Annotated in this window: 22 protein-coding genes; 7 read left to right on the top strand and 15 right to left on the bottom strand. The window is 49.5% G+C overall.

Going from position 1 to position 24,204, the window contains the following annotated elements; genetic code table 11:
• Positions 1-67: 67 nt before the first annotated feature.
• A complete protein-coding gene (locus tag ACN0T0_RS12970; RefSeq protein WP_417226716.1) occupies positions 68-1,102 on the bottom strand; it encodes a polysialyltransferase family glycosyltransferase in 1,035 nt (344 codons plus the stop codon).
• Positions 1,103-1,105: 3 nt separating this feature from the next.
• Complete coding sequence (gene rfaC, locus ACN0T0_RS12965; RefSeq protein WP_417226714.1) at positions 1,106-2,107, bottom strand: lipopolysaccharide heptosyltransferase RfaC; 1,002 nt, start codon at positions 2,105-2,107, stop codon at positions 1,106-1,108.
• A gap of 291 nt (positions 2,108-2,398) precedes the next feature.
• On the opposite strand from rfaC, the gene ACN0T0_RS12960 reads away from it, so the two are divergent.
• From ACN0T0_RS12960 to argA, 3 genes are all read left to right on the top strand, one after another.
• Positions 2,399-3,394, top strand: a complete 996-nt coding sequence (locus ACN0T0_RS12960; RefSeq protein ID WP_417226712.1) for a branched-chain amino acid aminotransferase — start codon at positions 2,399-2,401, stop codon at positions 3,392-3,394.
• A gap of 204 nt (positions 3,395-3,598) precedes the next feature.
• Positions 3,599-4,750 carry an acetylornithine deacetylase gene (gene argE, locus ACN0T0_RS12955; RefSeq protein WP_417226710.1) on the top strand — a complete coding sequence of 384 codons (1,152 nt, stop codon included), beginning with the start codon at positions 3,599-3,601 and terminating at the stop codon, positions 4,748-4,750.
• A 2-nt stretch (positions 4,751-4,752) separates the two neighbouring features.
• Positions 4,753-6,090 carry an amino-acid N-acetyltransferase gene (gene argA / locus ACN0T0_RS12950; RefSeq protein ID WP_417226708.1) on the top strand — a complete coding sequence of 446 codons (1,338 nt, stop codon included), beginning with the start codon at positions 4,753-4,755 and terminating at the stop codon, positions 6,088-6,090.
• Between the two features lie 34 nt (positions 6,091-6,124).
• On the opposite strand, the gene ACN0T0_RS12945 is transcribed toward argA, so the two are convergent.
• From ACN0T0_RS12945 to ACN0T0_RS12915, 7 genes are all read right to left on the bottom strand, one after another.
• Positions 6,125-7,474 carry an ATP-binding protein gene (locus ACN0T0_RS12945; protein ID WP_417226706.1) on the bottom strand — a complete coding sequence of 450 codons (1,350 nt, stop codon included), beginning with the start codon at positions 7,472-7,474 and terminating at the stop codon, positions 6,125-6,127.
• Positions 7,471-8,163: a response regulator transcription factor gene (locus tag ACN0T0_RS12940; protein ID WP_417226704.1), complete on the bottom strand. Its 693-nt coding sequence runs from the start codon at positions 8,161-8,163 to the stop codon at positions 7,471-7,473. Before ACN0T0_RS12940 ends, ACN0T0_RS12945 begins: the two co-directional genes overlap by 4 nt.
• 35 nt (positions 8,164-8,198) lie before the next feature.
• Positions 8,199-8,504 (bottom strand): PepSY domain-containing protein, encoded by a 306-nt coding sequence (locus ACN0T0_RS12935; RefSeq protein WP_417226702.1) that lies wholly within the window; start codon positions 8,502-8,504, stop codon positions 8,199-8,201.
• A gap of 39 nt (positions 8,505-8,543) precedes the next feature.
• Positions 8,544-9,089 (bottom strand): glycine zipper 2TM domain-containing protein, encoded by a 546-nt coding sequence (locus ACN0T0_RS12930; RefSeq protein ID WP_417226700.1) that lies wholly within the window; start codon positions 9,087-9,089, stop codon positions 8,544-8,546.
• A gap of 279 nt (positions 9,090-9,368) precedes the next feature.
• The gene (locus ACN0T0_RS12925) at positions 9,369-9,566 is read right to left on the bottom strand and encodes a DUF2892 domain-containing protein (protein WP_417226698.1); all 198 of its coding nucleotides are present in this window, start codon (positions 9,564-9,566) and stop codon (positions 9,369-9,371) included.
• A 96-nt stretch (positions 9,567-9,662) separates the two neighbouring features.
• Complete coding sequence (locus ACN0T0_RS12920; protein WP_417226697.1) at positions 9,663-10,328, bottom strand: Crp/Fnr family transcriptional regulator; 666 nt, start codon at positions 10,326-10,328, stop codon at positions 9,663-9,665.
• The gene (locus tag ACN0T0_RS12915) at positions 10,321-10,575 is read right to left on the bottom strand and encodes a hypothetical protein (RefSeq protein WP_417226695.1); all 255 of its coding nucleotides are present in this window, start codon (positions 10,573-10,575) and stop codon (positions 10,321-10,323) included. Before ACN0T0_RS12915 ends, ACN0T0_RS12920 begins: the two co-directional genes overlap by 8 nt.
• 296 nt (positions 10,576-10,871) lie before the next feature.
• On the opposite strand from ACN0T0_RS12915, the gene ilvD reads away from it, so the two are divergent.
• A complete protein-coding gene (ilvD, locus tag ACN0T0_RS12910; RefSeq protein ID WP_417226693.1) occupies positions 10,872-12,704 on the top strand; it encodes a dihydroxy-acid dehydratase in 1,833 nt (610 codons plus the stop codon).
• A gap of 71 nt (positions 12,705-12,775) precedes the next feature.
• Here the strand turns inward: ilvD and ACN0T0_RS12905 are convergent, their stop codons facing one another.
• Positions 12,776-13,525, bottom strand: coding sequence for a sulfite exporter TauE/SafE family protein (locus ACN0T0_RS12905; RefSeq protein ID WP_417226691.1), 750 nt, complete (start codon positions 13,523-13,525; stop codon positions 12,776-12,778).
• Between the two features lie 137 nt (positions 13,526-13,662).
• Positions 13,663-14,901 carry an EAL and HDOD domain-containing protein gene (locus ACN0T0_RS12900; RefSeq protein WP_417226689.1) on the bottom strand — a complete coding sequence of 413 codons (1,239 nt, stop codon included), beginning with the start codon at positions 14,899-14,901 and terminating at the stop codon, positions 13,663-13,665.
• 272 nt (positions 14,902-15,173) lie between these two features.
• On the opposite strand from ACN0T0_RS12900, the gene ACN0T0_RS12895 reads away from it, so the two are divergent.
• The 3 genes from ACN0T0_RS12895 to ACN0T0_RS12885 all read left to right on the top strand — a co-directional run bounded on the left by ACN0T0_RS12895 (position 15,174) and on the right by ACN0T0_RS12885 (position 18,644).
• Entirely contained in the window at positions 15,174-15,878 is a 705-nt protein-coding gene (locus ACN0T0_RS12895; protein WP_417226687.1) for an SH3 domain-containing protein, read from the top strand.
• A gap of 560 nt (positions 15,879-16,438) precedes the next feature.
• On the top strand, positions 16,439-17,953 hold the full coding sequence (locus tag ACN0T0_RS12890) for an ArnT family glycosyltransferase (protein ID WP_417226686.1): 1,515 nt from the start codon (positions 16,439-16,441) through the stop codon (positions 17,951-17,953).
• A complete protein-coding gene (locus ACN0T0_RS12885; protein WP_417226685.1) occupies positions 17,946-18,644 on the top strand; it encodes a phosphatase PAP2 family protein in 699 nt (232 codons plus the stop codon). Before ACN0T0_RS12890 ends, ACN0T0_RS12885 begins: the two co-directional genes overlap by 8 nt.
• Positions 18,645-18,701: 57 nt before the next feature.
• Here ACN0T0_RS12885 and ACN0T0_RS12880 read toward each other — a convergent pair whose 3' ends face one another.
• The 4 genes from ACN0T0_RS12880 to ACN0T0_RS12865 form a co-directional block, all read right to left on the bottom strand.
• Positions 18,702-19,610, bottom strand: a complete 909-nt coding sequence (locus ACN0T0_RS12880) for a diguanylate cyclase (protein ID WP_417226684.1) — start codon at positions 19,608-19,610, stop codon at positions 18,702-18,704.
• A 214-nt stretch (positions 19,611-19,824) separates the two neighbouring features.
• A complete protein-coding gene (locus tag ACN0T0_RS12875; protein WP_417226683.1) occupies positions 19,825-20,628 on the bottom strand; it encodes a transglutaminase family protein in 804 nt (267 codons plus the stop codon).
• Between the two features lie 88 nt (positions 20,629-20,716).
• Positions 20,717-21,619, bottom strand: a complete 903-nt coding sequence (locus tag ACN0T0_RS12870; protein ID WP_417226682.1) for a transglutaminase family protein — start codon at positions 21,617-21,619, stop codon at positions 20,717-20,719.
• Positions 21,616-24,168: a circularly permuted type 2 ATP-grasp protein gene (locus tag ACN0T0_RS12865; protein WP_417226681.1), complete on the bottom strand. Its 2,553-nt coding sequence runs from the start codon at positions 24,166-24,168 to the stop codon at positions 21,616-21,618. The genes ACN0T0_RS12870 and ACN0T0_RS12865 overlap by 4 nt, the downstream gene beginning before the upstream one ends.
• Positions 24,169-24,204 lie beyond the last annotated feature (36 nt).

Below are 24,204 nucleotides of genomic sequence, written 5' to 3'. Positions count from 1 at the left end.
TGCTCTCATAATTTCTAACAAGCTCACTATAACCTTCATGCCGTATAAAGAGTGCCAGCCTCACGGATTAAAGCACTTCAATATTAAGATCATGGAACAACTGTTCAAACTTCTTGTTCTCGGTGCCATTACGATAGGAGACAGTCTTAATCTCCGGCCTCAACCACCGGGTTAACAACAGGGTTGAGGAAACATCACCCACCACCGTAACGTCACTACTTAATAAAGGCAGAATCGCTTCATAACTAATTGATGACGGTAACAACTTTATGCCTAAGGGCTGCAAATTAAGCGCATCTTCACCACTATTACGAGGGTGATACTTAACGGCAATGCTACCTTCTAGACCGTCAATAAGCGCTAAAATCTTGTCTCTGTAACCGGTGTTTTTTTCAAACAACGATTCATGAGGAAGCGTGATTAGCACATCCAGCCCATGAATCTGTTCTTTAGTAACACCGTTCACCTGTAACATCATCTGTGATAACTGCTGCAGCGCATCCGCTTGAAAGCTCGCGGCGGAAAGACAATGCTTTTCTTTGGCATGAAGACGGCTATCTATTAGCTCGGGAAAAGCCACATGGATCTCGTTTATCCAACCGGAAGCCCCTACCGTAACGGGATTCCGCCACCACAGACCATAAAACATTTTTTTCAGCAGGTTATCGACTATAACATCACCCACGCCACTAGAGGCTTCTCGACCAACATAGGTAAAAGTACCCTCATCCATATAATGCCCGGTCACCGTTTTACCCTGTGAGCTAGCAATATGCATGGCGTACTGAAACTCGATGCGACGATCATTACCAACAAAAAGATGATCCGGCGCTAAACGTTCAATCAACGCTTTAAGATTATGAAAAAGACGCCGTCGCTTTTTAAGCTTACTCAGTCCTCCTTTTAGACGGCCAAAAAACAGGTGTTGTTCAGCAAAAGGGGATAGTTTCCATTGTTGAACTAGCGTCACAATTTGCGGCGTTGCTCCTTCGGGCTGATCAATAAACACCAAGACCGCTGTTTCATTTTTACGCTCGCCGGCAATGGCGGTCGCGGTAAACAGGTGCAACAGAGTAGAGACGAAATACACAGAGCAGGGCACAGACTAATCCTCAGAGTAAAAACATTGTGAGGTCAGCGTCTGCCACACAATATCTGGCGTAAGGTCGGCAAACACAGCGGGCTCAACCATTCGACCGCTCGACTGTTGCTGGGACGCTTCGAGGCAAATTTGATCTTTACCATAGCCGCCAACAAGCCCAGGATCGGTAGGACCAAAGAGGATCACGTTAGGGCGATCAAGGGCTGCTGCCATATGAGATAAACCAGTATCAACGGAAACACAGGCCGCCGCGCCGGCTAATACCTGAGTCACCTGAGCAAGATTAAGTTTAGCTAACACCTCAACGCCACTTTGACCTTGGGCCAGCCTTTCTGCCCGCGCCTTCTCGTTAGCATTACCCCAAGGTAACTTAATAATCCAACCAGCCGCAGTCGCTTTAGCGATCAGTTCCAACCAATACGCTTCTGGCCAGTGCTTATCAAAACGGGTAGTGCTATGTAAAAACACCAGATAATTCGTCCCGTCATGCTGATCAGCCATAAAGTGCTGACGAATCGCAAAATCACCACGACCTTCAAGTTCATAACCCAATGCTTGCGCAAATAACTGCCGAGTGCGCTCCACCGCATGCTGCTGTTTATCAACATGATAGCGACGCTGATAAAAATGGGCGGCCAGCAACTCTCTCACCGAAGCTTTATCATAACCACAGCTCACACCTCGACTATAGCGAGTCACCAACATCGCACTTTTTAACAACCCTTGCGCATCAATCACCAAATCGTAGTTTGTCGCCGATAGCGACTGACGATAGCGTTGCCACTCACCGCTGGTAAAGGTTTGCCAAAGATTTTTACGCCAACGGCGAATAGCCACCGGAATAACGCGATCGACCGCCGCATGCCAGCTCGGAATTTCCGCAAAGGCTTCTTCCACCACCCAATCAAAACGGATTCCCGGAATCGCCTTAACCGCATCGGTCAATGCGGGCAGCGTGTGGATAACATCCCCCATGGATGAGGTTTTCACAATCAGAACTTTCAAGGGATCCCTGTCGGCCAAAGAGGATATTTTATAAAGGCGCAGTATAGCATTTCTCGTTAACACGTCACCCATCGGCTGCTTTCGCTTAGCACCCGCAGACAGCAGAATCGCCTCATTTATATCAACATAGAGTAACTTTTCTGCCCTTTCACTGATTTTATTATTGGGTAGCCGATTCCCTTTTTCGCGTTTGCTGATTACAATCGTTAGCCTGAAAATTCTCTGAATCACGCTGCGTGCAACAGATCAATCTACTCAGACCCATCAATTTTTATATGTTCGAGGTAACCAATGGCAGCTTTTGGAACTGTGTTTGTACCGGAAATGGCAATCTCCTGGTTTGACGGCAATAGCTGGAGCAAATCAGAGATCGTCAGTAGCGAAAGCCTACAACTGCACCCTGGGGCTCATGTACTGCACTATTCCAGCACCTGCTTTGAGGGCCTTAAAGCATTCCGTCATGCAGACGGATCGATCAATATCTTCCGTATGGACCGTAATATCGCGCGATTCACACAAAGCAGTGAGCTACTGGCACTGCCGGCAATCGACAAAGCGGCAACGGAACAGATGATCATCGATATCGTAAGCCGCTATAAAGACGAAGTGCCCGAGCCTCCAGGTTCGATGTATATCCGTCCGACTCACTTCGGTACCGAGCCGGCTATTGGTAAAGCAGCCTCCCCATCCGTGACCTCGTGCCAATATATTTTATTGTCCCCGGTTGGCGATTACTTTGCAGGGGGCGATACCACCCTACGCCTGTTGCTGGAAGAAAATGGCGCTCGTTGCGCGGCCCATATGGGTATGATCAAGAGTGGCGGCAACTACGCCAGTGCTCTGCGTCCCATCATGAAAGCCAAACAAGAGTTCAATGCGGATCAGGTGCTGTTCTGCCCCAATGGTGATGTACAGGAAACCGGTGCCGCCAACTTCCTGTTAATTGATGGCAATCAGGTCATTACCAAAGCACTGGACGAAAGCTTTTTGCACGGCGTAACTCGTGATTCAATCTTGACTCTTGCTCGGGATCTCGGCATGGACGTTCAAGAACGCCAACTCACCATCGATGAATTGCTTGAGCGGGCCGCTAAGCCCGGTTGTGAAGCAGCACTGTCCGGCACCGCCGCCGTACTGACGCCTGTTGGCACACTGATTCATAATGGCAAAGACTATCCCGTGGGTGACGGCGGCATTGGTGCGACAACGGTTAAATTGCGCCAAGCCCTGAACGACATCCAGTGGGGCAAAGCTGAAGATAAGCATGGCTGGCTAACACGGATCTAATTCGTGTCTGTCGATGAGGGACAATCGGGTTGCAGCAAACCCGCTCGATAACCTCGGTTACCTAAAACCATCCAGTTAGACAAACGTACAAACCCCGCAAATTGCGGGGTTTTCTTTTTAAAAGCCCACCGATATTACCGTCTTTTATATTGCCCTTAAAAGCTGCACAATAACCGCATAACTTAATAATAAACGGATATTGCCATGCGCCCTGCCACGCCCGAGTTGCTCACCATGCTGACCGAACTGATCGCTACCCCCTCTGTGAGCTGTACGGCGGCACATTGGGATCAGAGCAATTTGGCCGTGATTGAAAAGCTCGAGCAATGGTTGTCAGGCTTAGGATTTCACACCGAGATTATGCCGCTCCCCGGACACCCCGAAAAAGCGAATCTTATCGCCACCCTCGGCAGCGGCCCCGGTGGTTTAGTGCTAGCAGGGCATACCGATACCGTGCCATTTAATGCGGAACGATGGAGCAGCGATCCCTTTAAACTGACTGAAAAAAACAATCGTTTCTACGGCCTCGGTACCTGTGACATGAAAGGGTTCTTTCCCATCGCTATTGAAGCCGCACGCAAATTCGTTGATCAAACATTGCAACACCCTCTCATCATCTTGGCGACCGCCGATGAAGAAAGCTCCATGAATGGCGCACGAGCGCTAGCCGAAGCTGGCCGTCCTAAAGCACGCTATGCCGTGATTGGCGAACCCACCAGCTTACGACCGATCTATATGCATAAAGGCATTATGATGGAGCAGGTTAAAATAAAAGGCACCGCCGGTCACTCATCCGATCCGGCATTGGGCGCCAGTGCACTCGAAGCGATGCATTCGGTGCTGGGCCAATTAATCAGCTTTCGGCAGGAACTCCAGCGAGATTATCAAAACAGCGATTTCAAAGTATCGGTACCGACCCTCAATCTCGGCTGCATTCATGGCGGTGATAACCCCAATCGTATCTGCGGTGCCTGCGAACTCGAATTTGATCTGCGCCCATTACCCGGCATGTCTGCCGATCTGTTACGAGAAGCCATTAGTCAACGCTTACAACCGCTGGAAAACCAGTTTGGCGTCTCTATTTCGACCTCTCCTTTGTTCCCCGAAGTGCGCCCGTTTAGCAACGATAAACATTCGGAGCTGGTTCGTAGCGCTGAAAAGTTAACTGGCTATCAGGCTGAGGCAGTGGCTTTCGGCACGGAAGCGCCGTTTATGCAGGATTTAGGCATGGATACCATTGTGATGGGGCCCGGTTCAATCGATCAAGCCCACCAGCCGGATGAATATTTGGCTTTTGATCAGATTAAGCCTACAGTAGCGGTATTAGAACAACTGATTGCAAGGTACTGTTTTTAATCGTGAATAATGATAGCAACCAATACGTAAACTGGTTCCGTCACAGCTCCCCCTATATCAACGCTCACCGGGGGAAAACTTTCGTTCTGATGTTAGGAGGAGAAGCGCTCGCCGATCCTAATTTTGCCAACATCATTCACGATATCGCTCTGCTCAACAGCCTCGGGGTCAAGCTAGTTTTGATCCATGGTTCACGACCTCAAATCGGGGCGCGCCTAGAAGAACAAAACATAGTCGACCGAGTTCATCACCACCTGCGCGTCACCGATACTGAGACCTTACGTTATGTCATCGAATCAGCCGCCAGCCTGCGTACCGAAATAGAAGCCAAGCTCTCCATGGGCCTTGCTAATTCGCCGATGCATGGTGCAAAGATTCGTGTTTGTAGCGGCAATTTCGTCACCGCGCGCCCATTTGGGGTCTATAACGGTGTTGACCTTTGCCATACCGGCGAAGTGCGACGGATTGATCAAGAAGCGATCCGCCAGCAACTCAGCATGAATAATATCGTGCTGTTGTCACATCTCGGCTATTCACCCACCGGGGAGATTTTCAATCTAGCCGTTGAAGATGTAGCGACTCAAGTAGCCATCAGCCTTGATGCTGATAAGCTAATCCTGTTCGGCGAAAATGGTGGGGTACGTGACAGCACTGAAGTCCTGCGATCAGAGCTACTGGCCGATACGGCAGAACGGCTGGTAAGCCAGTATATGACTAAACATAGCGCTCCGGATCAAGTCCCCTCAGAACTTTGTCGTCACCTTCAGGCGGCGGTTAAAGCCTCCCGCCACGGTGTCGCCCGCAGCCACTTAATTAGTTATCGTGAAGACGGCGCATTAGTATCAGAACTGTTCAGCCGTAACGGTATCGGCACCATGGTGATCGAGCAGTCTTACGAACAAGTAAGGCCTGCCACCATTGAAGATGTGGGCGGTATTTTGGAACTTATCCGCCCCATGGAGGAAGCCGGCATTCTGGTTCGTCGCTCTCGGGAATTACTGGAAGCAGAGATCAATCAATTTACCGTGGTCGCCCTCGATGGCGCCATTGTCGGCTGCGCCGCCCTCTATCCATTTCATGAGGAACAGATAGGAGAACTGGCCTGCGTTGCGATATCGCCGGAGTATCGGGGTGGTGAACGCGGAGAATCCCTACTACACGCGATCGAAGCGGCTGCTCGGGCACAACAGCTTAACCGCTTGTTTGTCTTAACAACCCGGACCGCCCACTGGTTTATCGAACGCGGCTTTGAGCCAACCGAGATCAGCAGCCTGCCCAACCGCAAACAAGAGATGTATAACTTTCAGCGCAACTCTAAAGCGTTCTCTAAGCCGCTTTAATCATCATCCAAAGCGGCTATTCAGGGGCGAAACGCTAATTTAATGGCATTCTGATCGAAAACAACGCGCCACCTAATATTGATTCACCTATTGCCAGCTCGCCGTCGTAGCTACTGAGAATATCCACCGCCACCGATAAACCAATCCCTTGTCCCGGTGCGGAGGTATCCGCCCGCTCGCCCCGCTTAAGAATCGTTTGGCGCAGTTCCGGGGAGACTCCCTCGCCATCATCGGCAATATCGATCTGCAGCATCCCGCCGCCGTTACTGAAGCTAACAGCCACTTGATGATGCCCATACTTAAAGGCGTTCTCGAGAATATTGCCCAGCAACTCCATCAGGTCACGCTCATCCGCCGGTAGCTGGTAATCGCCCTCGAGCTGAAGTGTTATCTCGATCTGCTTATCACGATAGACCTTATTCAAAGCCGCCGTCATGCGCTCAATCAAGGGCGCGACCGGCGTTTTTTGCGCCAAGGTTCGTCCCTGGCTCTTAACCGCTCGGGAAAGTTGATATTGAACAATTTGATCCATCCGGTCGGCTTGTTCAGTCACTAAGGCCTGATAGTCATCAAAGCTCAGCTTCTCTTGACTAGCGCCCCGGATAACCGCTAATGGCGTTTTAAGACTGTGGGCCAAATCACCTAAAGTATTGCGATAGCGTTCTCGTTGCAGCCGCTCATTAACAATCAACAGGTTAAGGTTATCGGTAACCGCCTGTACTTCGCTGGGATATTCGCCGGTGAGCTTATCACTCTGCCCAAGCTCAATGCGCTTAAGATCCCCAGCCAAGCGAGTTAAAGGCTTAAGCCCCCAACGAATAAGTGCCGTTTCCACCAGTAAAAAAAGGAAAATCGCAGCACTGAGCCAGCCCCATAAGCGGGTATTGAAGGCATGTTGTTCCGTTTTGACGGCGCTATCGGATTCCAGCACGGTGAATACATAGTTATGTTCGCGCCCGGCGATCTCCCATAACAATGCAAACTGATAGACAAACATATTGTGCTCGGGCAATCGATAGAAGCGTGACTCACCAGTACTCAAGCCTTCGGCATCAAGCTTCTCAAGCAACGCATCGGTGATGAGCTTGGCCGATTCGGAATACCACACCAGCATGTCATTGCCGTCATTCAGAAAACCATAGAGCCCCGACTCAACTTGGTTATAGCGCGGCTCCTGCAAATCGTCAGGGATCATAATCCGATCCCCTCGCAACTCGGCGGCCCCCAGAATCAAATAGACCTGTAGCTTTAGTCTCTCCTCTTCCGCCGCCTCTAAGCTATGGTGAAACGCCTGCTGCAAAGCAAAACCAGTGAGTCCAAAAAACACCGGAAGTAACAGCAAAGAGGCCAGCATTAGACGGGCGCGAAGCGCTCTAGGCATCATACGGTGTCAACAGCTCCAGCGGGAAGATCGAAGCGATAGCCAAGCCCACGCACAGTCGCAATCGGTTGCAAAGACTGCTGTGGATCAAGTTTCTGTCGCAAACGGCGAATAAAAACCTCTAAAACATTACTGTCCCGGTCAAAATCCTGATGATACAGATGCTCAGTCAACTCACTCTTGGAGATCACTTTTCCGGCATTCAGCATCAAATATTCGAGGGTACGATATTCATAGCTGGTGAGCTTAACCGTAACTTCATTGAGATAAACATTACGACCACTGCTATCGAGCTTTAAAGGGCCAAACTCGAGCATCGGTTTCGCATGCCCCGCCGCCCGACGCAGCAGCGCATTCAAACGCGCCATAAGCTCTTCGATATGAAACGGCTTAACGAGATAGTCATCAGCTCCCGCCTCTAAACCTTCGACCTTATCTTGCCAGTCACCCCGAGCCGTTAAAATAATGACAGGGAAGTTAATACTGCCCTTACGCCAACGGCGAATAACATCAACCCCAGACATTTTCGGCAAACCGATATCCACTACAGCGAGATCATAAGGAAACTCACTCCCCAGATAGAGCCCCTCTTCTCCATCTTCGGCTTCTTCAACGGTGTACCCACTGTCCTGCAGCGTTGTAACCAACTGCCGACGCAGATCACTATCATCTTCTATAACCAGTATTTTCATTCATTTACTCCATGTCCACCGAGGGTGAGGCCACCCTATGGGGATATCTCCTGACCGGTATTTGCATCAATCAGCACTGTTTTAACACGGCCACTATTAATCAACCGGATATGATGCACTAATCGGCCATTACGGTTTTGTGTTTCCGCCTTTACCACTTTGCCCCCGTGATTCTGCTTTGCCATCTTTGCCGCTTGCTGTAACGACACAACATTGCCGGCCAGCATCATCGAGGCAACGCTGAATTCAGGCTTTATCTCAGCCACTCCTGCCGTTGCAATACCGCCTGCCGTCATCGTCAGCAGCAGTGCTAAGAGTGTATATGAGAACGCTCTGAACATTATTATCACCCATTATTTACAACGTAGATTGATCGCTTCTTAAGAAACTGGACTTACATTAACCCGCACAGGAATCCGCTTACCCGGATGATGATCCATACGAGTATTATAGGTGCGGCCATTATAGCGGTATGTCACGTTATAACCGGTGACCGTTTCATAATATTCCACATCGTGCTGCACGTTGCACCGGGTTTCCGTACGATAGCTCACATTATTGCCGCGTGGCTGGTTATGAGAGATATCATTGCCAATCGATGCACCGAGCACCGCGCCGACGACAGCCCCCACCTTTTTATTGTCCTGCCCATGACCTAAGCCATTACCGATGGCTCCGCCGATAATACCGCCAAGTATCGGTGCGGTGTAGGATTTTCGCTGATGCCGAGGGGTTTCATAACGTACCTCTTCTTCCCAGCATTCCCGCCGAGGAGTGCGCCGTTCAGATTGCACCACGATGGGCTTCACCTTGATGACCTGAGCATAATCCTGGTGATGGCGGTTCTCTTTATAACGAGAGTCGGCCTCCACTGAGGTGGCAAAAAGCCCAAGGGCCATCAGGCTGCATGCAATTATCTTTTTCATGATTACTCTCCTTCTCTATGACTGGAGTCTGGCTTCCATTGTCGTGTCATAGGACTGAACCGATCCTGAACTAGATTTACAGGTGTGGGGCTTTACCTATCTTTACAAACACTATAAATATAACCTATTGAATCACAATGAATTTATCTTCAGCACTGAAACGATTATCTGATTAAATAACTTAAGCCTAACCTGTAAAGACAAAAACTCAGGCGAAAAAAAACCGACTTTGTGAGCCGGTTTTCTTCATTCGCGTGTTATCCACGCCGTATCTAAATATTATTTAGAGTCACATTTTTTGCAGCTGCTGATTCCTAAAACACGGTATAACGGACACCAGCCAAACAGTGCAATCGCGATGATAGGCACACCGATCCAACCCCACGGGGTTTGAGGACCAACAAATACCAACGCAATCAGGATGAGACCTACGACAATGCGTACGACTTTATCCACAGATCCTATATTCTTATCCATTTTCCTATCCTCTCATCAATCAGGTTTGGATAAAGTATGGTCAGTCCTACGCTTAAAGTCTGTGACAAAGTCACACAGCCCGATGATTGTGTCACTTTAATGATCTAGGGCAGTATTTCGCAGCGCACCTTTATTAAGAAACAGTACCTGATTACGCCCTAGCGCGACCCACTCTTTCTGTTCAAACGCTTTTAGCTGTCGACTGATGACCTCCCGAGCGGTACCCAGCTCGTCCGCGATCTCTTGATGAGAACGTAATAACACGGACCCTGGACCCACATGCTCAATCAGATAACGAGCCAACCGCTTCTCTATTCGCTCGAAAGCGATCTCCTGTACGAGGGTAATCAGTTTAGCCAACCGCTCTCCATAGGAATCAAAGATAAATTGCCGCAGCCCGGAAGAATCCGTCATTGCTCGCTGAAAATCAGACAAGGGCAGTAAAAACGCCGTCACATCTGTTTCAGTAATGCCTTCAGCAGGATAGGCTTCACCACCAAGTAAGCAGGACGTGGTTAACACACAGGTACCCTGATTTTCGATACGGTACAGGATCAACTCCCGGCCATTGGCATTACGCCCCAAGACCTTCACCACACCCGAGGTTACGATAATAAAGTGATGACAAGCATTACCCTGCTGAAACACCACCTGACCGGCGGGGAGATCCACCCGCTTTGCTTGGCTCAGAATCTTAACCCCGGCATCGTCTAGCTGTTCTAAGAGCGGAAACGATGCCGTTAGTTGGCTAACATCATTCATGCTCGGTCGACTTATCCACCGCTTGACGTCGTGCCCGCACCGCCAACATTACATAACGAATGTTGTAACTAAAACCAATCACCAGCGCGATAGGCATCGTCACTAAAAATACGCTACCCAGTGCCGGAGATGCCATCAGCTGACCCAACCACAGGCACAAAATGCTGACTATCGCCACGGGAACCCCAGTTCGCATCATCCTCTTCAGCCAACGGTCAGAACGTATCTGTTTTCTATCGATTTCCATTATTGCCTCCACGGATGTTAATCCGTTAAGAATACGATGTTATAAAGCGAAACAATAGTACTGCTTAGGCTTGTATTCATGCTTCAGACTAAAGAATCGCTGCCGCCCAATAGCCCCATAGTCGATCAGGATACTCGCCACCCGATTCAATCAACCCGGCCGGATATGGGCTAATCAGATCCATTTTCCTGAAACAGACGCACTTATTGTCAGGATTGTTAGGTATTACCGCGCAGAGTTTTGCTATAATCGGCGGTCTTATAGACATACCCACTTCAACCGCAGAGGATCTGTGCATGCCACAATATCGCTCCAAGACCTCCACCGCAGGTCGTAATATGGCCGGTGCCCGCGCACTTTGGCGCGCCACGGGGATGAAGGATGACGATTTTCAAAAGCCCATTATCGCTATCGCCAACTCATTCACGCAGTTTGTTCCGGGCCACGTTCACCTGAAAGATATGGGTCAGCTGGTCGCCCGTGAAATCGAAAAGGCGGGCGGGGTCGCGAAAGAATTTAATACCATCGCCATCGATGATGGTATCGCCATGGGTCATGATGGCATGCTCTATTCTCTGCCATCCCGAGATATCATTGCAGATTCCGTTGAATATATGGTCAATGCCCACTGTGCCGACGCACTGGTGTGTATCTCCAACTGCGACAAAATCACACCGGGGATGCTGATGGCTGCTATGCGCCTCAATATTCCGGTCATTTTTGTCTCGGGTGGCCCAATGGAAGCGGGCAAAACCAAACTATCCGAGCACAAGCTGGATCTGGTTGATGCCATGGTGCTAGCGGTTGATCCAAACAGCACTGACGAAATGGTCGATGCAGTTGAACGTTCAGCCTGCCCAACCTGTGGTTCATGCTCTGGTATGTTTACCGCTAACTCAATGAACTGTCTTGCCGAGGCCTTGGGCCTTGCCCTGCCGGGTAATGGCACCGTTGTGGCGACCCATGCCGACCGGGAACGACTGTTCTTGGAAGCGGGCCGTAGCATCGTTGAGATGGCGAAACGCTATTACGAGCAGGATGACGACTCGCTACTGCCTCGCTCAATGGGCTTCAAAGCGTTTGAAAACGCGATGACCCTCGATATTGCTATGGGTGGCTCAACCAACACCATTCTGCACCTATTGGCGATTGCGCAAGAAGCCAATATCGACTTCACCATGAGCGATATTGACCGCCTCTCACGCACTGTACCTCAGCTGTGTAAGGTAGCCCCGAATACGCCGAAATATCATGTTGAAGACGTACACCGTGCGGGCGGCATCATGGCGATTCTCGGTGAACTCGACCGGGCTGGCAAACTGCACACAGATACCCCAACCGTTCACGCACCGACGATGAAAGATGCGCTGGATAAATGGGATATTATGCGCAACCCATCACCTGAAGTGATGGAGTTCTATAAAGCAGGCCCTGCCGGCATTCCAACTCAAGTAGCCTTTAGTCAAGCGACTCGCTGGCCAACACTGGATGGCGATCGTGAGCATGGCTGTATCCGCTCTATCGAGAACGCCTATTCACTAGAGGGCGGCTTAGCGGTATTACACGGCAACATTGCGGTCGATGGCTGCGTAGTCAAGTCTGCCGGTGTCGATGAATCTATTCTGGTCTTTGAAGGCCCAGCCCATATTACTGAATCTCAGGATGAGGCGGTTGCCAATATTCTTGACGATAAAGTTAAAGCGGGTGATGTGGTTATCGTGCGCTATGAAGGCCCTAAAGGTGGTCCGGGTATGCAAGAAATGCTTTACCCAACCTCTTACATCAAGTCTAAAGGCTTGGGTAAAGAGTGTGCCCTACTCACCGATGGTCGTTTCTCCGGCGGCACTTCTGGTCTATCTATCGGCCATGTGTCTCCTGAAGCAGCAGCTGGCGGCGCGATCGGCTTAGTCCGTAATGGTGACCGTATCCGTATCGATATCCCTAACCGAACCATCGATGTATTGCTGTCCGATGAAGAACTGGCACAACGCCGTGCTGAACAGGATGCCATTGGCTGGAAGCCCGTCGAGTTCCGTCCTCGCAAGGTATCTGCAGCACTGAAAGCCTATGCGCTGCTAGCAACTTCAGCAGACAAGGGCGCCGTGCGCGACCTCAGCAAGCTAGACTAAGCCAAAAAGGTTAATACCTTGGATCAAAAAAGCAGCCATCTCGGCTGCTTTTTAGTATCCACAGGGCGTCATTAAACGCCGCTATAAACTTGCCAAACCAACCGTAGCGCCAGCGCGGTCACCAACAACCGAAAAATCAGCTGAAACCGCTCAGCAGGTACTTTCTTCAAGATATGCAAGCCAATCCAAGTTCCTGCAAAACCGCCAGCGATCATCAAGATAATCAGCAGTAGCCAATCGCTAAAGGCAAAACCGATCAAACCAAAGACAAACATCTTCAACAGATGCTGGGCCGTCATACAGGCTGCAAAAGTCGCTACAACGCGATATTTCTCATATCCTAAGCGATGAACAAAGGCCGCTACTAATGGCCCCGTGGCGCCGACAAACATGGTTATTAATGTCGTTCCTGCACCGGCCAGCAGCAAACCTGCCGGGGGCATCTCTTGCTTGCCCAATTTCGGCCCCCAGACCAAGAATAAAATAAAACCCGCCACGCAAAGCTGAATCACCTCAACCGGTAGCTGCACAACCACAAAGTAGGCGATCACCGCACCAATAACGGCACCCGCGAAAAACAAACGAAGCAGTGACCAATCGATATGTTCCCGGGTGAGTATGGCTCGATTACCATTCGAGCCTAACTGCACTAAGCCATGCACCGGAATAAGCGCCGCCGGTGGCACAATAGTGGCCATCACGGCGAGTAACAGCACTCCACCACCAATCCCCATGGCGGCCGTCAACATTGAGGTAAGGGTACTGGTAAGAATGAGTAACAGTGCCGTATCGACACCCATAAGATCTGGCAACCCGATCACAATTATTCCTCAAACAGCTATTAATCAGTAAATCAGAAGAGACACCCAACCAGTGTCATGATTAACACCGCACTAAAACCTAAAACGCACGGTCATTACCGTGCGTTTATCTGCCATTGCGCATCACCTAACGCGGCTCACTTTTCTTCTAATGAGGCCAATACCTGATCGGCCCATTGCATACTGTGGCGATAAGCAACTTCGTAAAATGGTCGATCGAGCAGGTTACGCATATCATCCCACTCGCCTCGCTCGTAATGCTGCACTTCCGTTAAAATCTCACCTTTCTGGTTAATCTGCGACAAGATCGCATCCTTGATAGAATCATCCAGTGGGATCTGATCCAACAGCACACGCATATCGGTATCCATCATCGCATCAAGCTGCGATAACAGTCCGACCATAAAGAAATTGATTGTCTGTGGATAACTCAGCATCTCCGCCAACAGTTCGCACATACGCCCACGAATCAACATCACGCGTGTTAACTCTACCGGCTTATCGGATTGACCGCTTAGCAGAAACAGAGTGGCCCATTTCTTCACCTGATCCATGCCAATCAACGATATGGCGTGGGAGATCGACTCAATCTGTTTAGGTGTTCGGAACGCAGCCGAATTAACCAGTCGCAAGATCTTATAGGTCATTGCCGGATCATTGATAACAATCTGCTCGACCGACTCAGCCGTCGCAGCAGGATTATTCAGCTCAGAGAGCAACTCTAGAATCAAAACCTTCGAGCTGCCAAAGCTCTTACCTTTAATGGAAACAGGGCGGCAGAGAAAATAGCCCTGATACAGATTAAACCCTAACCCGATAGCCCGGCGAAAATCCTCTTGGCTCTCGACTTTATCCGCCAGGAGATGAACCCGATATGGTTTACAAAAAGTGACGAGCTGTTTCAGTTCGGCATCATCATGGCGTTGCAGGTCGATCTTTACCACATGCATCAGATCCAGTAGCGGTGTCTGAGCTTTATCACCAGTAAAGTGCGTCAGGGCAAACTTATAGCCTTGCTCTTTGCGTTTGCGTAACACCGCCAACAGCTCTTTAGATATACCATCCTCACGCAATAGTTCGAAGATGACACTGTCACGGGGCAGGTTCGGCAACATATCCGAAAGTAACATACTCTGGGTTAACTTCACGAACAGCGGCAAGCGCTTAGTTTTTCCACCATTTGAAGCAACCGCATAGTTATTAAGAATAACGGATGCAGTGGCCTGCTCATCGGAAAACTCTAAGGGCATCGTGCCATTATCGGAGCGATATAGCAGGCTGTAGGCTTGCACATCCTGACCTTTATTGAAAATAGGCTGGCGAGCTAACAGAACAGAGCCGTCAGCCAATACATCATCATCTAGCGCAATACTCACAAATTATCCCCTGATCAGATATTACCCCAGTATAACTCAACCTTTTACGGGGTAAGAGGTACCGGTAAAAAAACTACTAACTGTTTATACCATTTAACCCATGCGGGGGCATTTTTCATCTCCCAATTTAGGTACTGATTGTATTGACCCAACCACCTATCAGCCATAGTCTGATAGGTGGTTTAAACGGAAATGCTAAATTTTATACCCAAGTTTTGCACTAAACCCATCCAGCTAGGGATTGCGCCTAATATTTTTGACAAAAAGACGCTATGCCACTGAAACCATTTATTATGCTCTGTTTGTTGCTGCTAAGTATTGGACTGCCTCAAACAGTATTATCAGCCGAGCGGCTCGATGTCGAGATTCGCTCAACCGTTCTCAACATCAGACAATCCCGTTCAACAGATAGCCCTGTCGTGGGCATACTCCATAAAGGTGAACGCCTTTCGGTAATTACCACGGATGAACGAGACTGGGTCCTCCTTGAAGATAATCGCGGTTTTATCTCTATTCACTATGTCAACATTCTCTCGAGAAGCCCCACCGAGGCTGAAATAGCATTATCAACAACCACAGAACCGGATCAAGCGACGCAAACGACAAGCACCACCCTCGTCGACTCCCACATACCAGCATCGACACCCCTGACCAATAGCCAACCGCTAATCATTCACTCAGTTAGCAAAACTTGCCGTAAAAACCTGCAGACCCAAGGGTATGAACTCTGCCAGTTAATGTTCAAACTTCGGTTGACCGAGCGCAATAACACCTCCGAAACCGCTAAAATAACCTGCTATGCAGAAGCCCTAACAACTGATGACCGTAACATCGAGAAACGTTATGAACTGTCCAATACCCGCACAGTAAACTCCGCAACCTCGGACACTCAGGTTATCCTCGAATGGTTTCCCGCCATTGAACCCGTTGTCATGCAGATCATCCTTCGAGAAGGCACCTGCCACCTATTCCATTAAAATAATGGCCTAAATTCTAGTTCGAGGATTCAATTTTATTTCGGCGGCAGATATAATCCTCAAACAGTTGTTTGAATACATGGAGGTTATTCGTCAATGGAAAAGCAAAGGATTTGCAGCGATTGTTTTATGCTGGTGCAGAACAAACGAACATTCGCACACCCACATCTGGTGGAAATAAATCACGTCTATAACGATACGTTATTTGAATGCAATAACTGTCACAGCTTACTTCGCCTCACCCATGTACCTCATCAATGGCATTTGATCGAGGACGAACAACAAGAGCCAAAACCATCCCCCAAATTTTTTGTTGTCTAAGCCTGTACGCGAAACGACGCGCATACTTCCCGACAGCTGAGTCTCAAGCTGACTCTATCGAACAATGATGAGATTCACACCATGTTGGATCATTAAGAGCAATCCAAAAGACGGTAACCAGTGCCCGCTAGTCGAGTAAAATCCTGACATTTCTTTGCCTATAGGCTTCTGTTAAACTTAGGCCCAATCACGTACCGGCCGATTGCCGGACATTCAACCCGTCAGTCCGGAAATAAAGAATGCCCTCTGCGTCTTCCGTTTCAGCGTCCTCATCACTCTTTACTGCCCATCCATTCCGTTGGTTTCTAGCGCTATTAGCCGTGCTGTTTTTCTATCGTGAGTGGATCGTTATCAGCACCCCTATTACGCTATTTTATGATGAAGCTTACTATCTAGGCTGGGCGCAAACACTCGACTGGGGCTACTACTCCAAACCACCTATGGTGGGGTGGCTCATTGCGCTCACCACTTCGCTATTTGGCAATGCTGAGTGGGCAGTTAAGCTCGCAGCACCGGTACTCTACAGCGGCGCGGCTATCATTATCTATCGCACCGCAGAATATCTATCAGGAAGCCGGGCTGCCCTGATTAGCGGCGCCGTTTTTCTCTTAATGCCACTGGTCGGATTTAATAGTCTGTTTATCACCACCGATGCGCCACTTATCTTTTTCTGGTGCCTATGCTTCTATGCCTTTCTTCAGGCTAAAGACACCAATAACGGTCTTTGGTGGCTACTGGCAGGGGTTGCCGGCGGCCTCGGACTATTATCGAAATATACTTTTATTATACTCCCCAGCACCTTTCTGCTTTATGCCGCCTTAAGCCCCGTCGGGCGGCAATTGCTACTTAACCCTCGGTTTTGGTTCACCTGCCTATTAGCGCTTAGCTTTCTACTGCCTAACCTTTACTGGAATTATCAGCACGACTTCATCAGCTTTCAGCATACCGCTCAGATCTCGCACCAAAATAGCAGTTCAATAAGCCTCTCTCGATTGTTGGAGTTTTGGGGCGGGCAATTATTTGTCTTTAGCCCCGTATTACTGGTCTATATGCTACTACGAGGCATGCGCCGCCAGCCTCGTAGTGAAACTGAAAAGTTGCTTTGGAGCCTCTTCTGGCCCACCTTTGCGGTGCTATCCATACAGGCGCTTATGGCGAAGGCTAACGTCAACTGGGCAGGGCCTGCATATGTCGGCGCTTCGCTACTCACGGGTTATTACCTCAGTCAGGTTAAAGGTTATCGCCTGCTGCTGATCGGCCTATTCGCTAACCTGCTGCTATCCATGTCCTTCTATCATTATGGCGTTGTAACCGACGCCCTTGGTATCGAACGAAAAGCGGGAACAGATCCCTATAAACGTCTGCTTGGCTGGCCCGAATTTGTGCATCAGTTTCAGCCTTGGTTTGATGAATATCCAGACTATAAACTGGCGAGTGACTCACGCAAGCTGTTGGCGTATTTTGGCTATTACATTACCCCACAAGATTTCAAAGGGGTGGCGTTGAGTGACGATAGCTACATCGAAAACCACTACGAGCTTCAGTATCCATTGTCTAATAGTCCGGCGAAACAATTTCTCTTCGTCAGCGAACATGATGCACAAGCAAAATTGATGCGCTATTTCAGTGACGTTACCTTGCTCACCGAACAGGTTTACCCTCTATATAGCAACTTCTCCCGCACTGCACGACTCTATAAAGTCAGCGGTTTTAAAGGCATCCCGCAAGAGGCAACACAGCAAAATCATGAATAACTCATCCCGATTTGCACGGTTGCGCGGCTTTCGCTCATTGATCCTGTTCCTGCTCTGCATGGTCCTGTTTATCGGCTTTCCACAGATCGATTTGTTGGTCGCAGGCCTGTTTTACGACCCTAAGACCCACAGTTTCATTCACAATGACCACCTGCTGATTCAATTTTTCTATCGCCTGTTTGCCGTTATCCATATCCCTCTGCTACTTGGGCTGATCGTTGCCGGACTACTGATCAAGTTTAAAAAACTGAACTTCAAACACTATAAAAAGTGGAGCGTTACCTTCCTGCTCATCGCTCTTATAATCGGGCCGGGCTTGCTGGTTAACACCGTGATAAAAAACAACTCTATCGGCCGACCAAGACCGGTACATGTGGAAAACTTCGGGGGCGAGCAGCAATTCACAGCTGCTTTCGTCTATTCAGGCGCCTGTCGTACAAACTGCTCGTTTGTCAGTGGCCACGCAGCCATGGGATTCTACTTCATGATTCTCGGCTGGTTATTCTCTTCACGCCGAGCCTTCTGGGGCGGTTTTATGGTAGGCGTTGCACTGGGTATTACCCGTATTGTGCAGGGGGGACACTTTCTCAGTGATGTTGTCTTTGCATTCTGGGCAGTCTACTTCGTTATCTGGGCAACCGGCGCAAGACTAGGCTTCAAGCACCCTTTCAGCAGCCAACCAGAGAAGTAAGACTAAGATTCCTCATCCCTAGCGCTCCGGCACATGTGACAAAACGAGATTAATCACTCAACTTGTCACTAATTGATTTCGGCCAAGCCCTTTCGCCTGATACAGCGCTTGATCTGCCCGGTTCACTATCTGTTTGTTAACATCATCGGGCCGAATAGTCGTCATGCCCGCCGTTACACCCACCTCCAGCCCGTCAATTTTCAGATCGACGGCCAACGCGGCAACTTCGGCACGAAAGCGTTCATAAAACAGTATCGCCTGCTTCTTTTTGGTATAGGGCATCAACACAACAAACTCATCGCCGCCGATACGAATCAGCCAATCAGTGCGCCGTAAATGTCGTCGGCATAACCGGGTCATAGCCACCAATACCTCATCACCCTTAACATGACCAAAGGTATCGTTAACCCGCTTGAAACGATCAATATCCCAGATCAACACGGTCACTATCTCAGAATAGCGTTTCACACGATCGAGATACTCCGTTAGTAGTTGATTCAACTGACGCCGATTCGGCAACTGAGTTAATGGATCAGTCATGCTCAGTGCACGTAGCCGCTCTTGTAGTAAGTGCTGCTTAGTCCGATTCGTTGCCACCCAGAGCACCGCATCTTCATCATTCACCTTAAAGCTCAGCGAACTCACTCGCCCTTCAAACCAGATGGTTTCATTCGGCCCATCGCTGCTTTCAAGCCCTTTTATATCGCTATTCGACAGCTCATACTCGATCACCTGCATGCTATTTCGGTTCAACACCCTAGCGATCTCTTTCAGAAACCACTCGGCTTTATCCGGCACCAGTACATCATTAAGACGCTTGCCGATAAGATCTCGTCCATCGTGGTAATAACGTTCATCCCGCCCACCATAAATCGCCGCATAAAGCCCACTACGGGTCATTACAAAGGCCGGATCAGGCAACTGCTCTAGCAGCTCACTCAAATTAAGTTTATCAAAACTACTCATCCATATGTTCTCTCATAAAGCAGCTCTACATACAGAATAGGCGTTAATTTCAGGCGCAACCATGCTCCTAATACGCAAATAGCAGATCATCAGAAAAACAAACTAATACATTGTCTTGGGGCAAGTAGAGTGAGGTATTTAGTTTAACAGCACAGCAAAAAGCCTGAGGTTCTCAGGCATATTCAGCAATGCTGTGGTTATCAATTTAGCCCACTTAGGTATTGAAGCGCTGCACACTAACCCGCTGTTCAATCGGGACAACCGCCGGGCCATACTGATTAAAAATAGCCACATCCGCCGCATCACGGCCATAACCAATGGTGACGTAGCCACCTTTACGGTAGGTGTCGTATAGCTCGTGCTGGGTCGCATCGAAGGTATACCAGCGACCATCAATATAGGCCTCAAACCAAGCATGTAGATCCATCGGATATAGATCATGAAGATAGCCCACTACCATCCGGGCGGGAATGCATAAGCTGCGACAGAGGGCGATACCCAAATGAGCCAAATCACGACACACACCGGCAGGCTGTTGATTCACTTCCTGAGCCGATAACAGCAGATCACTGACACCCGGCTCATAACGAAACGTCGTGCGTAACCAAGTCTCAATAGCAGCGACCTGATCATAACCCGGTAAACAGTCGGCGGTTATCTGGCTGGCCATCTGGCCAAATCGATCTGATTCACAATAACGGCTAGGCAGTAAATAGCTCAGCACCGCATCCGGTAGCCATTGCACTTCAACAAAAGGGGCGCCGGGGGCACGGTCGAGGGTGTCCGCAATCATAACCCGAGAAGAGGTGTGAATAGAGAAATGCCCTTCCGGGGCCACCATGCGCTGACACAGATTGCCATAGCTATCGGTAAATTCAAACACCGGTACACTGGGCTCAATTTTATACTCTTCCCGGGCGATCCATTGCAGCGCACCACTGCGGGGACGCAGCATCAACACAAAAGGTGTCGGCACAGAAATATCAAAGACAAGATCACAGCTCGTTTGTAACCACATAAGTCCATCCTTGCGGTTGTATTAGCGAAACCTTCGCAGATCAATCACCCGCCCTTGAGCGATGGCTCAAGCACAGGACAGTAAACTATTAAGCCGGAGTGGGTAACCTTCTAACATCAACAGAAACACTTAATTTTTGCCCTTTACCACCGTCGAAGAAGACACCTTTTAGCGGCGATACGTCGCCATAATCCCTTCCCCAAGCGGTCGTAATGTGGTGTTCTGCCGGCATATTGTTATTGGTTGGATCAAACTCAAACCAGCCCTCACCCGGGGAGAAAACCGCAAACCAAGCATGGGACGCATCACTCCCCACCAGCTTTTCTTGTCCCGGCGGCGGCAATGTTTCCAAGTAACCGCTGATATACCGCGCCGGAAACCCTAGCGAACGTAGACAGCCTATCGCCAAATGGGCAAAATCCTGACATACACCACGCTTATTACGTAATACCTCATCGAGCGGTGTCGCAATGCTGGTGGACTCAGGATCATAGGTAAAGTCGGTGTAGATCCTGTGGGTCAGCTCTCGTACGGCAGATAATAACGGCCGGTTGCTCGCAAAAGAGGGCCGTGCATACTCTCTCAATGAGGTCGCCGTTTTAATCATCGGCGAGTTCAGCACAAACTCCCGAGCTTCTAATACCGGCAATTCTCGGCTTTGCTGCAACGCGACCAGCGCCTGGCCACAGGTATTACCAAGGTCGAGGTCTAGCTCACACTCATGAATATACTTACTATCATGTACCTGAATGTCGCTGACAACATCGATTTTCAGCTCTTTATGAGGCTGTTCCAAGGAAAAAAAGTACGCTTTATTACCAAAATAATCAGTCCGCTGCTGACCCAGTGTATGCGCAGGGTAGATCTCAATGCGACTCTCGGTACAGCTCTGATAACTGGTATTGCGGGGTAGCAAATAGGCGCGGTTGTAACACAGCGTTACCGGCTTCTCATATTCATAATGGGTGATATGACGAATACGGTAGTTCATAGTTCTTCATCCCAATCGGTCCGTACCAACTGTTGATGCACCTTAATCTGATCAAAGTATTTAGTACTAATTTGGTTCGATGTCTCATGCAGGAGATGCTGCAAACGAGACAATAACTGATCGAGCCCCACCCGTGTGCCCGCATCCTCATCTTCGGCCACTAGCTCTTCCAATTGACTCAACTGAATCGCAGAAGAGGCTTCCAACATATAGCGATCTTCATCTGCTAAGCCCGAACCATTTGTTGCCGATGGCAGCTCAGCCAAATGTTTACGTAATTGATCAACCTGATAGAACACAGAACGAGGATTACTGCTGTCTGATAACAACAGTCCTAAGCCTTGCGCCATATCGCTGCCGGAACGATCGCGACGACGGAAGGTGATCAACACTTCAGAGCTGAGCAGCACAGATTCTAAGACCTGCTGTTGCTGATATTTCGGCAAGACAGGCACCAACGAAGCGCGAATCAAAGACACTGCCTGCAATGCTTTCTCAACCCGCAGCCCCATATCAATAAAGCGCCAGCCTAATCCACGGACCATGCTTTCCTGCCAGAGACCCGACAGCGCTAACAGTGTGGTGACGAGTGGATCCAACGCCTCTTCAGGTGCAGCGGTAAGGCCCTGCTTCAGGGAGTCGGCCAAACCACCAAGTTCGTCCCGCAGGTCGTTAATGACTCGCTGGGTATCCGCCGACAGCATCTCACGCACCTGATCGGAACACTCCAATAGGGCATTCAAGTTGGCCGTAACACTACCCGCACGCTTGCCATCGAGTACGACCGATAACAACTCAGCTTCAGGCTGTGCCGATATAGGTGACCCTGACAAGGTAAAACCAGGATAGGTGGTGGTCAGTTGCGTCACGGTTTGTAACAGCACCTGCTCGGTCTCTTTCGGCATATGATAGGTACTGTTGATCTGAACAAAAACCGTCCGTAACAACCGTAGCGCCGCTTCAGCCCGCACCGCATAACGCCCCAGCCAATATAGGTTTTCCACAACCCGACAGGGGAACGCTATACGTGGTTGCGTAGGCGTCGGTACCGGCAACGGTTGTGACTCGAGTAACGAGACTTGTCTTTCAGGTTCTGAAGCCAAGATCCAAGTATCTTTACTGGTCGCGCCTCGAAGATTACTCAGGTTTAGGCTATCCGACTGACTGCCCACCCGCGTTAATCCACCTGGCATCACGTGATAAGAGGAGTCCATCGCGACAGAGAAGCCCCGCAATATCGATGGACGCGGTAGCAACTGACTGTCTTTCCACGACGGTGTCGTCGATGGGCGGATATATTCTTGAGCGGTATAATACAGCGGCTCTTGGCGTATTTTGTTAATCAACGCCAAGCGTTTAGGCTCATCAAGCTCGGAGCCAAAAATACTGTGTTCCGAAGGCCGACGAAAACACTTTTTAATCACTAGCTGATCAATATGCTCGATCACGTAGGTTAGATCCTGAGGATCACCACACCAATAGGTTTTGACGGATGAGAGCTGTGCTTCGCGTCCGAGAAAGTGATTAGCCACTTGCGGTAGATAGCGTAATAACGCGGGATTTTCCAAGAAGCCGGAACCCATCGGGTTAGCAACGATTACTCGTCCCGAACGCACCACTTCCAGTAAACCGGGCACCCCTAAACGGGAATCGCTTTTAAGCTCGACCGGATCACAGTAAAAATCATCCACCCGACGCAACACGACATCGACCCGCTCCAGACCACCGAGGGATTTCATCCACAGATAGCCTTTGCTCACCCGCAGGTCGCTCCCCTGAACCAGAGGAAACCCGAGATAATTAGCCAGATAGGTATGTTCGAAATAGGTTTCGTTATAAGAGCCCGGCGTCAAAATCACAATACGCGGCTGTTCTTGCGTAATTTGGCTCGCTAAGCTGTTGAGTTTTAGCCGTAACGACTGAAAAAATAACGATAAACGATGTACATGACTATCGCGAAATAACGAAGGCAGCACCCGCGACATCACCGTGCGGTTTTCTAACGCATAGCCGGAGCCACTGGGTGCTTGAGTACGGTCACCAATCACCAGCATATTGCCTTTATGATCTCGCACCATATCGGTGGCATGCATCACCAGTTGATGTTCACCGGGTAATGACAGGCCATCACAGGCGCGTAGAAAACCACCATGACTGAATAGCAGTTCCGGCGGTAAGACCCCGTGGCGAATCAGCTCGCGACCGCCATAGAGATCCTTTAATACCAGATCTAACAGCTCGGCACGTTCCTGCAGGCCCGATTCGATATCGGCCCACTCTTCACTCACGATCAGCGCAGGTACGGGATCAAGCTGCCAAGTGGCACTAGATGGGAAACCGCTATTATAGGTTGCACCATCATCCCGCAGAATACGCTCAGCCTTTTGCTGGCGCTCATGAATCCCTTGGGCACCCAAGGTTTTCAGACCGTCCAGCAAATATTGCCAATGCGGCTGGATTTCAGACTGGCTACCATAGACCTCATCGTATCCAGAGCCGACGGCTTTATAGTGCAACCCGTCAGGGCTTTCTGCGGCTCGAGTTTCCATTAAGTATCTATACCAACATTATTTCGGCTGCATAGT

It is taken from the genome of Amphritea sp. (genome assembly GCF_048266285.1).
Taxonomy (GTDB): Bacteria; Pseudomonadota; Gammaproteobacteria; order Pseudomonadales; family Balneatricaceae; genus Amphritea.
Note: the sequence above shows the minus strand (reverse complement) of the source record. Positions and strands in the feature narration are given on the sequence as shown.

What these genes read in the sequence shown, in the direction of transcription:
- ACN0T0_RS12885 (WP_417226685.1), top strand. Translation starts at nt 17,946, where the DNA reads ATGAATAACTCATCCCGATTTGCACGGTTGCGCGGCTTTCGCTCATTG.
- ACN0T0_RS12930 (WP_417226700.1), bottom strand. Translation starts at nt 9,089, where the DNA reads ATGAAAAAGATAATTGCATGCAGCCTGATGGCCCTTGGGCTTTTTGCC.
- ACN0T0_RS12960 (WP_417226712.1), top strand. Translation starts at nt 2,399, where the DNA reads ATGGCAGCTTTTGGAACTGTGTTTGTACCGGAAATGGCAATCTCCTGG.
- argE (WP_417226710.1), top strand. Translation starts at nt 3,599, where the DNA reads ATGCGCCCTGCCACGCCCGAGTTGCTCACCATGCTGACCGAACTGATC.
- ACN0T0_RS12870 (WP_417226682.1), bottom strand. Translation starts at nt 21,619, where the DNA reads ATGAACTACCGTATTCGTCATATCACCCATTATGAATATGAGAAGCCG.
- ACN0T0_RS12890 (WP_417226686.1), top strand. Translation starts at nt 16,439, where the DNA reads ATGCCCTCTGCGTCTTCCGTTTCAGCGTCCTCATCACTCTTTACTGCC.
- ACN0T0_RS12945 (WP_417226706.1), bottom strand. Translation starts at nt 7,474, where the DNA reads ATGATGCCTAGAGCGCTTCGCGCCCGTCTAATGCTGGCCTCTTTGCTG.
- ACN0T0_RS12875 (WP_417226683.1), bottom strand. Translation starts at nt 20,628, where the DNA reads ATGTGGTTACAAACGAGCTGTGATCTTGTCTTTGATATTTCTGTGCCG.
- ilvD (WP_417226693.1), top strand. Translation starts at nt 10,872, where the DNA reads ATGCCACAATATCGCTCCAAGACCTCCACCGCAGGTCGTAATATGGCC.
- ACN0T0_RS12935 (WP_417226702.1), bottom strand. Translation starts at nt 8,504, where the DNA reads ATGTTCAGAGCGTTCTCATATACACTCTTAGCACTGCTGCTGACGATG.
- ACN0T0_RS12880 (WP_417226684.1), bottom strand. Translation starts at nt 19,610, where the DNA reads ATGAGTAGTTTTGATAAACTTAATTTGAGTGAGCTGCTAGAGCAGTTG.
- ACN0T0_RS12915 (WP_417226695.1), bottom strand. Translation starts at nt 10,575, where the DNA reads ATGGAAATCGATAGAAAACAGATACGTTCTGACCGTTGGCTGAAGAGG.
- ACN0T0_RS12920 (WP_417226697.1), bottom strand. Translation starts at nt 10,328, where the DNA reads ATGAATGATGTTAGCCAACTAACGGCATCGTTTCCGCTCTTAGAACAG.
- ACN0T0_RS12865 (WP_417226681.1), bottom strand. Translation starts at nt 24,168, where the DNA reads ATGGAAACTCGAGCCGCAGAAAGCCCTGACGGGTTGCACTATAAAGCC.
- ACN0T0_RS12895 (WP_417226687.1), top strand. Translation starts at nt 15,174, where the DNA reads ATGCCACTGAAACCATTTATTATGCTCTGTTTGTTGCTGCTAAGTATT.
- ACN0T0_RS12925 (WP_417226698.1), bottom strand. Translation starts at nt 9,566, where the DNA reads ATGGATAAGAATATAGGATCTGTGGATAAAGTCGTACGCATTGTCGTA.
- ACN0T0_RS12940 (WP_417226704.1), bottom strand. Translation starts at nt 8,163, where the DNA reads ATGAAAATACTGGTTATAGAAGATGATAGTGATCTGCGTCGGCAGTTG.